The 13,484-nt window shown below is 54.2% G+C and carries 11 protein-coding genes; 4 read left to right on the top strand and 7 right to left on the bottom strand.

Going from position 1 to position 13,484, the window contains the following annotated elements:
* Positions 1-50: 50 nt before the first annotated feature.
* The 5 genes from malQ to rlmD all read right to left on the bottom strand — a co-directional run bounded on the left by malQ (position 51) and on the right by rlmD (position 4,635).
* A complete protein-coding gene (malQ, locus tag ACZ5PT_RS00705; protein WP_464264889.1) occupies positions 51-1,571 on the bottom strand; it encodes a 4-alpha-glucanotransferase in 1,521 nt (506 codons plus the stop codon).
* Between the two features lie 111 nt (positions 1,572-1,682).
* Positions 1,683-2,057: a response regulator gene (locus ACZ5PT_RS00700; protein ID WP_464264888.1), complete on the bottom strand. Its 375-nt coding sequence runs from the start codon at positions 2,055-2,057 to the stop codon at positions 1,683-1,685.
* Positions 2,058-2,200: 143 nt separating this feature from the next.
* Complete coding sequence (gene yedF / locus ACZ5PT_RS00695) at positions 2,201-2,788, bottom strand: sulfurtransferase-like selenium metabolism protein YedF (RefSeq protein ID WP_464264887.1); 588 nt, start codon at positions 2,786-2,788, stop codon at positions 2,201-2,203.
* A 45-nt stretch (positions 2,789-2,833) separates the two neighbouring features.
* Positions 2,834-3,181 (bottom strand): hypothetical protein, encoded by a 348-nt coding sequence (locus ACZ5PT_RS00690; protein ID WP_464264886.1) that lies wholly within the window; start codon positions 3,179-3,181, stop codon positions 2,834-2,836.
* Positions 3,182-3,255: 74 nt separating this feature from the next.
* Complete coding sequence (gene rlmD / locus ACZ5PT_RS00685) at positions 3,256-4,635, bottom strand: 23S rRNA (uracil(1939)-C(5))-methyltransferase RlmD (protein ID WP_464264885.1); 1,380 nt, start codon at positions 4,633-4,635, stop codon at positions 3,256-3,258.
* 210 nt (positions 4,636-4,845) lie between these two features.
* On the opposite strand from rlmD, the gene ispG reads away from it, so the two are divergent.
* Together ispG and ACZ5PT_RS00675 are read left to right on the top strand one after the other, a co-directional pair.
* Entirely contained in the window at positions 4,846-5,916 is a 1,071-nt protein-coding gene (gene ispG / locus ACZ5PT_RS00680; RefSeq protein WP_464264884.1) for a flavodoxin-dependent (E)-4-hydroxy-3-methylbut-2-enyl-diphosphate synthase, read from the top strand.
* A gap of 6 nt (positions 5,917-5,922) precedes the next feature.
* Positions 5,923-7,032 carry a tRNA-queuosine alpha-mannosyltransferase domain-containing protein gene (locus ACZ5PT_RS00675; RefSeq protein ID WP_464264883.1) on the top strand — a complete coding sequence of 370 codons (1,110 nt, stop codon included), beginning with the start codon at positions 5,923-5,925 and terminating at the stop codon, positions 7,030-7,032.
* A gap of 37 nt (positions 7,033-7,069) precedes the next feature.
* Here ACZ5PT_RS00675 and ACZ5PT_RS00670 read toward each other — a convergent pair whose 3' ends face one another.
* Both ACZ5PT_RS00670 and ACZ5PT_RS00665 read right to left on the bottom strand, forming a co-directional pair.
* The gene (locus tag ACZ5PT_RS00670; protein WP_464264882.1) at positions 7,070-9,496 is read right to left on the bottom strand and encodes a cache domain-containing protein; all 2,427 of its coding nucleotides are present in this window, start codon (positions 9,494-9,496) and stop codon (positions 7,070-7,072) included.
* A gap of 243 nt (positions 9,497-9,739) precedes the next feature.
* Positions 9,740-10,513: an AMP nucleosidase gene (locus tag ACZ5PT_RS00665; protein WP_464264881.1), complete on the bottom strand. Its 774-nt coding sequence runs from the start codon at positions 10,511-10,513 to the stop codon at positions 9,740-9,742.
* Positions 10,514-10,710: 197 nt separating this feature from the next.
* Between ACZ5PT_RS00665 and ACZ5PT_RS00660 the strand changes: the two genes are divergently transcribed.
* Both ACZ5PT_RS00660 and ACZ5PT_RS00655 read left to right on the top strand, forming a co-directional pair.
* Positions 10,711-11,604, top strand: coding sequence for an MBL fold metallo-hydrolase (locus ACZ5PT_RS00660; RefSeq protein ID WP_464264880.1), 894 nt, complete (start codon positions 10,711-10,713; stop codon positions 11,602-11,604).
* A 149-nt stretch (positions 11,605-11,753) separates the two neighbouring features.
* Entirely contained in the window at positions 11,754-13,466 is a 1,713-nt protein-coding gene (locus tag ACZ5PT_RS00655; RefSeq protein ID WP_464264879.1) for a proline--tRNA ligase, read from the top strand.
* Positions 13,467-13,484 lie beyond the last annotated feature (18 nt).

The following is a 13,484-nucleotide window of genomic DNA, read 5'->3' as shown; positions in this document are numbered from 1 at the left end:
ATTGGATCAACATTCAGACGATAGCATAGCCATAAAAATATTTACAAGCGCTAAGGAGTTGTTTCCTGCGTTTCTGTGGGATTGCACAGAAGGCGTCCGTACAGATGAGAAACATGGCGTAATTGCTCGGTTATTTCACGGCATGGTTGCTGCGGAAGAAGCCGCCATTGCCAGTTGCCGCGCGCTGTCCCAGGACGGTTCATACGGGCCCCGCCGTCTAGCTTTAGCAGGTCTTGCATCGGAATGACCGCCAGGTTGGCAACGCTGGCCAGAGCGGTTTCAATCAACGGCCAAGGCATATCACGGCAGGGGCGTTGCAAGTAGTCTTTGATCTGGGTTTTTCCCGCGGCGGAAAGTGACTTCCACCAGCCGCAACTGGTGTTATTGTCGTGGGTACCGGTGTATACCACCGAATTCGGGAGGTGATTGTGCGGTAGATAGGGATTTGTCGGACCTGAGTCGAAGGCGAACTGAAGAATTTTCATGCCGGGTAAATTGAACTGATCGCGCAGTTGTTCAACGTCGGGGGTGATCACGCCGAGATCTTCGGCAACGATCGGCAGTTCGGTGAACTTGGTTTGCAGATGCTGGAAAAGCTGCTCGCCGGGGACAGGTCGCCATTTGCCGTTAATGGCCGTTTTTTCCGTTGCTGGAATCTCCCAGCAGGCCGCGAAACCACGGAAGTGATCGACCCGGACCAGATCGAAGAGTTGCAGATTCCATTGGAAGCGTGCATCCCACCAGGAAAATTTATCTGCCGCCATCCGCTCCCAGTGATAGAGGGGATTCCCCCAGCGTTGCCCGGTTTTGCTGAAATAGTCGGGCGGGACACCTGCTACATAGGTGGGTTGATCTTCTTCGTCCAGATGGAATAGTTGACGGTTAGCCCAAACGTCGGCCGAGTTCTCGGCGACAAAGATCGGCAGGTCGCCGAATATCTCGACTCCCTGTTGATTGGCATAGCTTTTTAGTTCGAACCATTGTTCAAAAAAGACAAATTGCAGGTACTTGTGCCAGGCAATTTCATCCTGCAGTTTAATGCCCCATTTATGCAGGGCGGTTTGCTGGCGTTGCCGGACCTCTTTGGGCCACTGTTGCCAACCGCTCTGTTGCTGGTCGTGGCGCATGGCTTCGAAAAAACAGTAATCGTTCAACCAGGACGCCTGCTCCCGACAAAATCGCTCAAATGCTTGTTGGCGGAGTGGGCCGGCTGCTGTTGTAAAGCGGCCTTGCGCTTTGCGTAATAGCTGAGACAAGTTTGCGGCGCTACTAAAACAGACTTTTGCACTGACTTCGGCAGGGGGAGGGAGTTCCTTTTTGCGCAGGTCTCCACACTCGACCAACTTTTGCAGATTGATTAGCAGGGGGTTGCCGGCAAATGCCGAGTAGCAGCTGTAGGGGCAGTCGCCGTAGCCGGGAGGGCCGAGGGGCAGAATTTGCCAGACCGATTGGCCGGCGGCGACCAGCCAATCAACAAAGTCATAAGCTTCTTGGCCGAGAGTGCCGATCGGTTGTGTTCCGGGCAGAGAGCTCGGGTGTAGCAAAATGCCGCTACGACGTTGCTTGAACATCGCTCCTCCTGTCATCTTTTGAATAGGCAGTTTAGCAGCTTCGGGCAGCTTTGCAGGCACAAAAAAAGCTTTCCAGGACTGCGGAAAGCTTTTTGCCGGGTGATTACACCATCAGTTGCCATCACCGATATAGGTTTTGATTAACCTCGCCATTTCTGCTGACCTGAATGGTTTGGTGACATATTCATCAGCGCCGGCTTTTTCCCCACGCTCGATATCTTCCGAGGTTTTTTTAGCTGAAACCATAAAAATTGGCATTTTCGCCATGCTCGGATTACTTCTGATATGCTGGCAAATTTTAAAACCGTCCATGTCGGGTAAAATGACATCAAGCAGAGCCAGATCCGGTTTTTCCTGCGCCAAAGCTTTCAGCGCCTCGACCCCGTTGCAGGCTCGAATCGGCTCATAGCCGAGCAGCTTCAACATCGTCGAAGCAAGTTCTAGAATTGGCTGACTGTCATCAACAACAAGAATTTTCTTTTTCAACGCGCATCCCCCCCCTGCTATTTATCCGGTCGCGATTCCACACGGTAATGTTTAAACGTGAATGTTAGCTCATGGTGTAATGTTTCACAAGGATTATTAATGTCCTGTGCTGCATGGCCAATTGGCGAGCGGTGCAGACGTGGTCAAGGTCTGATGATCCGCCCAGCTTGCATCTGTGTTTCGGCAATCTCCAGCATGTTGGTTGCCCGGCCAACATTGAGTTGGTTCTTTAGGTGGTAGAAATCGAGACAGAGTCCGCAGGAGGCGATATCGACGCCGCGACAAGCCAATTGGTTGAGAGCTTCGAGTGCATCTGAGCCGCTGCAGACCAACTTGACGCCACTATTGACAAACAAGATACTGTCTGGCAGTTGCTCAAGTTCGAGCAGGGTGACAAAGAAATTCTTCAGCAAGACCTGGCCAAATTCCTCATCGCCTTGTCCCATCTGGTCGCTGCCACAGAAAATGACCGTGCGCCCGACAATCTCTGTCAATTCCGACGGTTGGGGTTGCGCCACGTCCGAGGGGCTCAGGGTGAGTTTGTAGTCCGTTCCCTCCTGCTCCGCGTTGGTTTGATAGCCCATTTTTTGCGCCAAGCGGCTGATATTCTCTTTGGCCGTCTGGTCGCCGAGCAGGATGGCGAAGGTCTCTTTCGGATTGGCTAAAATTTGTTTGCGGGTTTCCACTACCGGGTAGGGACATTGAAATTGGCGATAATCCAGTTCGATCATGATTGAGTTTCCTTCTATCCTGTCAGCTTCGAGCTGCGGTTGAAGCTATTCAATATTGTTGTGGCTTTGCATCCGGTCAATATGTCTGACGTACTCGCTCAGGTTGCGAAAACCAAGCAGACGGGCCAGGGGCGGTTGCAACAAAAATGGCAGCAGTAGAAAATAGATGACTGTCGCGACAGCACTCAAAACCAGAGAAAGGCGATAGGTCAGGTACAGTCCAGCTGCGACCATCAACATCCAGCTCGAATCGAGCAGCAGTTTGCCGAACTGTGAGGTCGGATAGGCGACTTTCAATTCGGACGGCGCTAGCTTGCGGCACATGAAGCTGTAGTTGTGGATGATGCCGGCACAGATCAGTAGCACTGCCGCCAGCGTTTCGGTGTTCAGCATCAGTCTTCTACCTTGGATTGTGATTGAAAACCCTAGCTAGTTCCGTACATCTTCCCGAACAAAGACCACATTGCTCACTTCAGTTTCAATTGTACCACTGTTTCCACGTGAGCCGTCTGCGGGAACATATCGACCGGCTGCACGCGTTCGAGTTGGTACCCGCCATCAACCAGTTGGCGCAGATCGCGGGCCAGGCTGTCGGGGTCGCAGGAAACATAAATGATCTGGCGTGGCTGGATCTGACAAAGCGTCTGCAACAGATCTACGGAGCAGCCTTTGCGCGGCGGATTGACCGTTGCCAGTGCCAGTTGGTTGCTCTGCTCCCCCAGCTTCTGCAACTCTTCCGCGGCATCTCCGGCAATAAAGCGACAGTTGAGCTGCTCATTTAACTTGGCGTTGTCAGTCGCGTTACGGACCGCTCCAGCGACATACTCGATACCGGTCACCTGTCCGGCGTCTTTGGCCAGGTTCAGCGCAATGCCGCCAATTCCGCAGTAGAGGTCGACGGCGGTGTCGTTTCGGGTCAGGCCGCCCCACTCGCGCACCATGGCGTAAATCCTGGTCGCTTGCAGGGTATTGACCTGAAAAAAGGCTTCTGGGGAAATTCGCAGGCGGATATCGCCGACCCGCTCGATCAGATCTGGCAGGCCGTGTAGTTTGAGCGTTTCCTGGCCGAGGATGACATTGCCACCAGAGCCGTTGACGTTCTGATGGACGGCAATCACCTCCGGAACCTTGTTCATCAAGCGCTTGCCCAGTTTTGGCAGCTGCTGCAGGTCGCGGAAATTACTGACGAAGGTGACCATCACCTTGTTGTTGATCGGGCTGACCCGGACCAGCAGATAACGCAGCAAGCCATTTTGATGGCGGGCACTGAAAACCGAGATCCCCAGATGCTGTACCTCGTCGCGGACCACCTTCACCACCCGGTTGATCAGCGGGTGATGTACCGGGCATTCGCCGATATCGATAACATCGTGGCTGCCGCGCTGGTAGAGGCCGATCAGCACCTTTTCCCGTTTGCGGCCGAAGACCAATTTGGCACTGGCACGGTAACTCAGCGCTGGCTCCGACGGCAAAGTCGCTTGAACCAGGTCATCCTGCTGCAGGTTTTGAGCGGCCAAAGCGGCGGTGACGCGCTGCTGTTTATATTCGAGTTGCGCCTGATACTTCATGCAGATCAGCGGACAGCTCAGACAAGTGAGATCTTTTTTGCAGGGATTGTTGGCGGTGCGTTGCGTTGCGTTGTGCAGCACTTTGCTCAGGCGGGTGTAGATATGGGTGCGGCCGACGTGCTCAACTTCGGCCAGCACCGTTTCTCCCGGTAGCGCCCCCTGCACCAGGGCAGTTTTACCCTCATGCCGAGCGAGGCCGACCCCTTCGTTGTCGAGACTGTCGATGGTTAGTTTCAGGGTGTCGCGAGCCGGGGCTTTTTTCGTTGGTTGTTTTTTCACAAAAGTATTCGTTTCCGTTTATTTGTTCAATAGATGCTGTCGTCGAGAATCAGGATGCGCAGAGTACTCCCAGAGGCAGGTCGCTGTCAAACACCGACGTACTTGCTTGTCATGGGTAAAGTTGGGTAGACTCTCCGCTCCAGTATTCATGGGCCGCCTGAAGCTGAAGAAAATAGGCATATATTCTCTACAAAAAAAGGAGTTCGACTGTTGCGACGTAAAAGCCGTCAGATCAAACTGGGCAATCTTCTTATTGGTGGCGATGCGCCGATCAGTGTGCAGTCGATGTGTAATACCGATACCCGTGATGTTGCCGCGACCCTGACGCAGATAGAAGCGCTGCAACAGGCCGGTTGTGAAATCATTCGTTGCGCGGTGCCGGATCAACAGGCGGCGGATTGTTTGGCGGCGATCAAGCAGGGCTGCCAGATACCACTGATTGCTGATATCCACTTTGATTATAAATTGGCGCTGACTGCGGTTGAGCAAGGGGTCGATGGCCTGCGCCTGAACCCCGGCAACATCGGCGAGCGCTGGAAGGTGGCCGAGGTGGTCAAGGCCTGCGCCGAACGGCAGGTGCCGATCCGCATCGGCGTTAACGGCGGCTCGCTGGAAAAGGAGCTGTTGCAGAAATACGGTCATCCGACCGCCGAAGCGATGGCCGAGAGCGCTTTGGGGCATATCCGCCTGCTGGAAGATTTGAACTATCAGCAGATCAAGGTCAGTCTCAAGGTTTCCGATATTCGCCGCACCGTTGAGGCCTACTGGCGGTTAGCGACTCAGGTCGACTACCCATTGCATGTCGGCATTACCGAAGCGGGCACCACCTGGGCTGGCACCATCAAGAGTGCCGTCGGCCTTGGTAGCCTGCTCTACGAGGGGATCGGCGACACCCTGCGCGTTTCGCTGACTGGCGATCCGGTCGAAGAAGTGCGGGTTGGTTATGAGATTCTCAAAAGTCTGGAGCTGCGTGAGCGCGGACCGGTGTTCGTCAGTTGTCCGACCTGCGGCCGCTGTCAGATTGATTTGATCCAGATTGCCGAAGAGGTCGAGCAGCGCTTGCACGATCTGCCGAAAGCCTTGACCATCGCGGTGATGGGCTGCGTGGTCAACGGTCCCGGCGAAGCGCGCGAGGCTGACCTGGGTATTGCCGGAGGTAAAGGGCAGGGCTTGCTGTTCAAGCGCGGCGAGGTGGTGCGCAAGGTGCCGCAAAATGAACTGGCCGATGCGCTGGTCGAAGCGGCCTGGCAGATGGTTGAAGAGTTGGCGGGACAGGAATAAGCGCCGATGGAGATCCTGCTGCTTGAACCCTTTCTGGTCGGCTCGCATGCTGCCTGGGCCAGGGAGTACGCCGCCCACAGTCGGCACAATGTCAAAATTCTCGGACTGCCAGGAAAGTACTGGAAGTGGCGGATGCATGGCGGCGCGGTTTCTCTGGCGCGGCAGTTTCTCGCCGAGGGGCATCGGCCCGACCTGCTGCTCGCCAGTGACATGCTCGATCTGACCACCTTTCTGGCTTTGACCCGCAAGATAACCGCCACTCTTCCTGTCGCTCTCTATTGCCACGAAAACCAGCTCAGTTATCCCTGGTCGCCGGATGATGCCGATCCCGGTCTGCAACGTGATGCGCATTATTGTTTCATCAACTATTCCTCTGCTCTGGCTGCCGATGCGGTGTTGTTCAACTCCGATTATCACCGCAACGACTTTCTTGCCGAGTTGCCCGGTTTTTTGCAAACCTTCCCTGATTACAATGAAATCGACAGCGTGCAGTCGATTGCCGACAAGAGCCAAACTCTGCACCTTGGGCTCGACTTGCGCAAGTTTGACCCGTATCGGCCGGTCACGGAGAAGCCCGATCGGCCGCCGTTGCTGCTCTGGAACCATCGTTGGGAGTATGACAAAAACCCGGAAGAATTCTTCCGTGCTCTGTTCGTTTTGCAGGAGCAGGGTGTCGAATTCGAACTGGCGGTGTTGGGCGAATCCTATCAAAAGCAACCGGCTATTTTCGCCGAAGCGCGCCAGAAGTTAAAAAAGCAGATTGTTCATTGGGGCTACGCCAAAAGTTTTGCCGAGTATGCCCAGTGGTTGTGGCGCGCGGATATCCTGCCAGTGACCTCGATCCACGATTTTTTCGGCGCCAGCGTCGTGCAGGCGATCTATTGCAACTGTCATCCGCTGTTGCCCACGCGGCTTGCCTATCCCGAGCACCTGCCGGAAGCTCAGCATGCTCTCTATTTTTATCGCGACTTTGACGATCTGGTCGGACGATTGGTGCAGTTATGTCGGGATGTTGAACTGTTACGCAGTGAAACGCCGCAGTCACATGTCGCTGGCTACGATTGGGGAGAGATGGCGACGGTTTATGATGATTTGTTTGCTGAGTTGGGTGGCTAGGTGGGGCGGCACAAACCTAATGGCCGCTGGCTAATATCTAGGTCACCTTCCGGATTGTGTCCCTGAGCGTATTCAACCAATAGGGTTTCTGGATGAACCCAACCAAACCTTGATTTGTCAGCTTCTGTGTGTCTGCCAGTTCACTGTAGCCGCTCGACATGATGACCTTTATGTCCGGGTTAATCTGCTGCAGTTCGCGTAAACACTGCTCGCCGTTCATTTGCGGCATGGTCAGATCCAGGATCACGAAGCTGATGCCAGCGGTCGAACGATAGACCGCCAGTGCCTCTCTTCCGTCGTTGGCGGTGATGACGCTAAAACCAAGCTCTTCGAGCATCTCTCTGCCAATGCTGCGCACCGTCTCTTCGTCATCCACCAGCAGGACTTTTCCTGTCCCGGTCCAGTCGTCCGGCGGCGGGACGCTGTCAGGGATTTCTACCGGCTTGCCTGACGCGGGCAGCAATACCTTAAAGGAACTTCCCTGGCCCGGTTCGCTGGAAACTTTAATCCCTCCGTGGTGACTGCGAACGATGCCCTGTACCGCAGACATCCCCAGCCCTCGCCCGGTGAACTTGGTGGTGAAGAAGGGATCGAATAGTTTAGTGAGAGTTTCCTTATTCATGCCGCAACCGGTATCGGTGATCTCCAGGCAGAGGTACTCTCCTTGGCGGAAATCTTCATTCCGCCAAGCGGGGTACAGGTCATTTTTGCTACAGGTGGCGCAGCTGGTGATGATGGTGATTTCGCCGTTCTGGTCGGCGATGGCTTCGGAGGCATTTATCACCAGATTCAAGATGATCTGACGTAGCTGCGTGCCGTCAGCTTCAACCGCCGGCAGCGGTTTGGTGAGGCTCAGATGTAATGCAGCATTTTTGGAAATGGAAATCTCCAGCATCGGCAGCATCTCTTCCAGTAATTGGTTCAGGTCCAGACTTTCGACCAGAAACTTGCCTTTGCCTGAATAGGCCAGCATCTGCCGGGCCAGGGCGGCGGCTTTTTCCACCGCCTGCTTGATGCGTTGCAGATGCTCGACGGGAGACGCATCCTTGCTGATACGTCTCAGGGCCATATCGGCATTGCCGGTGATGGCCAGCAGAATATTGTTGAAGTCGTGGGCGATGCCGCCAGCCAATACCCCCAGGCTCTCCAGTTTCTGCACGTGGAGCATCTGCTTTTCGAGATTGATGCGTTTTTCCTCGGCCGTACTGAGGGAGGTGACCATCTGTTCAAGCACCTGGCCAAGTTCCCTGATCTCTGTTGCTCCGCTGATCGGGATTTTAGCTACAGCAAGCCCTTGCTCTTCGATCTCCTTTGCGGACTGTGCCAGATCCCGGAGAGGTTTACTCAATCTCCTCGACAGGGCAATGGCAATCAAAAAAGTGACGAAGAGCGAGCCGAGCCCAAGAAAGAGGATTCTTTTCCGCAGCTGCTTGCCGGGCTGGGCGAGTTCCTCGGTATACATGGAGGCGCCGATATACCAGTCGAGGGGCTCGAAGTAGGTCACAAAGGTGCGTTTGGGGAACCTGAATTGGCCTTCAAAGCCGGGCTTGTCCCACTCGTAGTCGAGAGGTTTTCCTGGAGTTTTCGCCACCGCCACGAGTTCATCGAAGAGGGGTGCTCCAGTTACGGGATTCTTCCGGGGGGCGAACTCCGCACCGGTGATATTGGGATGAACCAGCATCTCCCGTTGGCCGTTAAAGAGGAACATATAGCCGGTTTCAGCCAGCTTGACCTTGGCGAAAATAGTGTTTAATTCGTCAATGATGGCGTCAAGTCGCCTTTGGGTCTCAGCCTCGATGTCATTGATATAAACGCCGGTGCCGATGACCCAGTTCCACTGCTCGAATAGTCTGACATAGGAAATCTTTGGTTGTTCTTTGCTGAGCCCTTGAATGGTCGGTTTGGGCCAGAGATAGTCGACAAAACCCTCACCGTGCTTCAGGCAGAGATCGACCATGGCCACAAAGAGGTTTTTATTGATGCCCAGCGCGGTATTGAAGATGGGATCATCCAGCAGCTTGCCATCCAGTTCCGGCAGGGTCGGGTGCATGATCATGCGCGGGATAGGCTGTCCAAGGTCATTGATCCAGATATAACCAATACCCTCATCGTAACGCAGGCTGTTGATGGCCTGAATGGCGTGCTGCTGGGCCTGCTGGAGAGATTGATTGCCATTCCGGTAATGCTGGTATTCTTCGTCAAGGTGGGTAATGGCCAGGGTGATGATGTTTTTTAGTTCCGCTTTACGTCTTTCAATGGTTGTCTTGCGATGGAAAAGGAGACTTTCGTATTCTGTTTCCACGCTCAGTTCGATGGATTTCAGCAGGTCACGGGCATGCTGCTCCTCGGCGCTGGTGATGGCCTGCTCCATCTCTCTCTGGGCAAAGAAAAAGATAGAGATTGCCGTTATGAAAACTGCAAACCCAACGAGTAGCAGGATTTTCGATCGCAGCGACCGGATCAAACGCCTGTCCTCTCGGGGGAAAGCCCCCTTGTAATGACAGTTTTAGTGCCCCCCCCCCTCCGCTTTATACTATAGCAATAAAGAGCCAAAATGCATGAGCTCGGGTGATTGGACAGTGTGTGGTCAAGGGTACTCGGTCGTGGCCGTTTGCCCTTTTGTGTTACTAGGCATGTACCGTTTCGATGTTTGGGATCGGCCAGAGGTGGCTGTTCCCAGATTTAAACCGCTGTCGGCAATCATTCATCAATACAGAAAATGTTTAATTTTTTCCCCTTTCTCGCCAATCTCAGTCATCGCATCGATGCCGATCTTTAAATGACTGTCGGCCCAGTTCTGCGTTACCAGCAAATCCGATTCCTCGGTCTTCACCCCCTCGGGGGTGAGCGGCACATCTGAAACCAGCAGCAGTGCGCCACGCGCGATCATGTTGTAGTGGCCGACGATAAAAATTGTCGCGGTCTCCATGTCGATACCGATGCTGGTCATTTTGATAAGTTTTTGTCGAAATTCCTCATCGTGCTCCCAGAGGCGCCGATTGGTCGAATAAACCACCCCGGTGCGGTAGTCGTGGCCATATTCGAGGATTTTTTCTGAGACGAACTTGTGCAGCTTAAATGATGGTAGCGCCGGAACTTCGGGTGGAAAATAATCGTTGCTGGTTCCCTCGCCACGAATGGCGGCGTTCGGCAGGATGAAGTGGCCGATCTCGGTCGATTTTTTCAACCCGCCGCATTTGCCGAGAAACAGCACCCCTTTTGGTCCGATGGCGCTGAGCAGATCCATAATCGTGGCAGCGTTGGCCGAGCCGATGCCGAAGTTGATAATCGTCAGGCCACTGCTGTTGGTGGCGGCCTGCATCGGTTTGTTCTCCCCTTGGATATCGCAACCGAACATTTCCGCGAACTTCTCGACATAGTGGCGAAAGTTGGTCAGCAGGATGTAGTCGCCGAAGTTTTCCAACGGCATTCCGGTGTAGCGTGGCAGCCAGTTTTTGGTGATCTGCAGGCGGTCGTTCATGTCGTGGTTCCTTTAGCGTAAAAAGATTCAGGGGGATACCTAGAAGGGTAGGTGGTGTTGGCGAATTTATCAAGCGGCGTTTTTTGTCGCTGGGGGGCGCGGTTATCGACCGAAAAGAACCAGTCATTGCCTGTTCATTAGGGTTCGAGCAGTGCTATACTGACCGCTCTTTTGATAAACGCAGTTGGGAGGTAGCTATGTTTTGTCGATCTTTTTGGGTTGTCCTCATTTCTTTGTTTTTGAGCTGCTCACTCGCCTCAGCCCGCGATTTTTCCAAAGTCGAAATCAAAACTGTCAAACTAACCGACAGCCTCTACGTCCTGTTCGGTGCCGGCGGCAATATTGCCATTTCGGTGGGCGATGACGGCGTCTTTATGATCGACGATCAGTTTGCTCCTTTGAGCGATAAAATTCGTACGGCGATCAATAGCATTACCGAGCAGCCGGTCGGTTATGTGCTGAACACCCACTGGCATGGTGATCACACCGGTGGCAACGAGAGTTTCGGCAAGACCGGCGCGGTGCTGGTGGCGCATGAAAATGTCCGTAAGCGGTTGAGCAAAGGACAGTTGATGGAGTTTTTCAACCGTCAGGTGTCACCGGCCCCGCATGGCGCACTCCCGGTGATTACCTTCAGCCGCGATCTGACCTTTCACCTCAACGGCGAAACGATGTCGGTTGTTCACGTCGACCCTGCTCACACCGACGGCGATTCCATCGTCTCTTTTGAACAGGCCAATGTTATCCACATGGGCGATGTTTACTTCAATCAGATGTATCCCTTTATCGATAATGGCTCCGGTGGTTCGGTTTATGGCGTAATCGCAGCAGTGGCGCAGGTGTTGAAAAAGGCTAATCAGGATACCCGTATCATCCCAGGGCATGGGCCGCTTTCGGATCTGGCTGAGCTGAGTTATTACCACGACACGCTGGTGTCGATCCGTGATAGCGTCCGTGACTTGAAACAGAATGGGGCAACGTTGGAATCCGTGGTCGCGGCCAAGCCGACGGCTGCGTTTGATGACATGCTAGGTGGCGGATTTATCCAGCCGGACAAGTTTGTCGAGATTGTTTATCAAAGCTTGAAATGAGCAAACGGGGGATTTGCTGCTGCGAGTCCCCCGTTTGCTGCCAAGTGGCTTGCTTTTCAGCGGAAAACGCGCTAATTTTCCCTTCTTTCGAATGTCCTCTATGTAAGACCGATATCTTTACCGAACTTAAAAAGAACAGGACCTGTCCCATGCGTTATACCCAGTATTTGTTGCCGACCCTCAAAGAAACTCCGGCCGATGCCGAAGTTATCAGCCACCAGCTGATGATGCGCGCCGGTATGATCCGTAAAATCGCCGCCGGCATCTACAGTTATCTGCCCTTCGGCCTGCGCTCGATCCGCAAGATGGAGCAGATCATTCGTGAAGAGATGAACAAGGCCGGAGCCATCGAGTGTCTGATGCCGATGGCCAATCCGGCCGAGCTGTGGCAGGAATCTGGGCGCTGGGAGAAGTACGGCAAGGAGCTGTTGCGCTTCAAGGATCGCAAGGAGACCGACTTTTGCATGGGGCCGACCCACGAAGAGGTGGTGACCGATATCGTCCGCAACACGGTTAATTCCTACAAACAGTTGCCGCTCAACCTGTATCAGATTCAGACCAAGTTCCGCGATGAGATCCGTCCGCGCTTCGGACTGATGCGGGGCCGTGAATTTATTATGAAGGATGCCTACTCCTTCGATCTGGATGATGAAGGCGCCGATAGCTCTTACCAGAAGATGTATCAGGCCTATCGCAACATCTTCCAGCGTTGCGGGCTGAAATTCCGTTCCGTCGAAGCCGACAGTGGTGCCATCGGCGGATCCTTTTCGCACGAGTTTATGGTGCTGGCAGACTCGGGTGAGGACGCTATTGTCTCCTGCGGCAGTTGTGAGTACGCCGCCAACGTCGAAAAGGCCGAGGTGTTGCCACCGCAGCCGATTGCCGCTGTCACTGGTGAGCCGCTCAAGGTTGCCACTCCCGAGTGCCGGACCATTGCCGAGGTTGCCGAGTTTTTGCAGTTGCAAACTTCGCAACTGGTCAAGACCCTGATTGTTGAGACCGATCAGGGCGCTTGTGTTGCGGTGCTGCTGCGTGGTGATCATGAGCTGAATGAAATCAAGCTGAGTCACGTTCTCGGTTGTGACCATCTGGCGATGGCTGATGATGAGCAGGTGCGCAAGGTGACAGGTGCTCCGGTCGGTTATCTCGGTCCGTTGGGCATGAAGCTGAAGATTGTCGCCGATCAGGCGCTGCTGGCAATGAGTAATTTTGTTGTCGGCGCCAATGTGGCCGACGCTCATTACAGCGGCGTCAATCTGGCTGACTTCGCTGTTGAAGAGTTTGCTGATCTGCGTCAGGCTATTACCGGTGATTCCTGCCCCCGTTGTGAATCCGGCAAGTTCGAGATCTGGCGTGGTATTGAAGTTGGGCATGTTTTCAAGCTCGGCACCAAATATTCTGAGGCGATGAATGCCACGGTGCTCGACGATCAGGGGAAATCCCGTCCGTTGGTGATGGGCTGCTATGGCATTGGCGTCGGTCGGACCGTTGCTGCGGCCATTGAGCAAAACCACGACGAATACGGCATGGCCTTGCCGATGCCGTTGGCGCCCTTTCAGGCCTTGGTGTTGATGGTCAATCCGAAAGACGATGCCGTTCGTGAGGCTTCGGAATCCCTTTATCAGCAACTGCTCGATTCGGGTGTTGAAGTGTTGCTCGACGACCGCAAAGAACGGCCTGGGATCAAGTTCAAGGACGCTGATCTGATCGGCATTCCGTTGCGACTGACCGTCGGCGCTCGGACCCTGAAGGAAGGCAATGTCGAGCTGAAGGTCCGCGCTAGTGGTGATATGTCGCTGCTGCCGTTGGGAGATGCCGTCACGGAAGTTCAGCGCCTGGTTGCCGCCGCCCTGGCGAGCTAATTCGGATATTGCCACTGG

The organism is Desulfuromusa ferrireducens, from assembly GCF_055389805.1.
The sequence above is the reverse complement of the archived record's forward strand: the minus strand, read 5'-3'. Positions and strand labels throughout refer to the sequence as shown.

Coding starts and splice junctions, on each gene's coding strand:
- yedF (WP_464264887.1), bottom strand. CDS start 2,788: ATGATCGAACTGGATTATCGCCAATTTCAATGTCCCTACCCGGTAGTG.
- ACZ5PT_RS00655 (WP_464264879.1), top strand. CDS start 11,754: ATGCGTTATACCCAGTATTTGTTGCCGACCCTCAAAGAAACTCCGGCC.
- ACZ5PT_RS00665 (WP_464264881.1), bottom strand. CDS start 10,513: ATGAACGACCGCCTGCAGATCACCAAAAACTGGCTGCCACGCTACACC.
- ACZ5PT_RS00660 (WP_464264880.1), top strand. CDS start 10,711: ATGTTTTGTCGATCTTTTTGGGTTGTCCTCATTTCTTTGTTTTTGAGC.
- ACZ5PT_RS00690 (WP_464264886.1), bottom strand. CDS start 3,181: ATGCTGAACACCGAAACGCTGGCGGCAGTGCTACTGATCTGTGCCGGC.
- ACZ5PT_RS00675 (WP_464264883.1), top strand. CDS start 5,923: ATGGAGATCCTGCTGCTTGAACCCTTTCTGGTCGGCTCGCATGCTGCC.
- malQ (WP_464264889.1), bottom strand. CDS start 1,571: ATGTTCAAGCAACGTCGTAGCGGCATTTTGCTACACCCGAGCTCTCTG.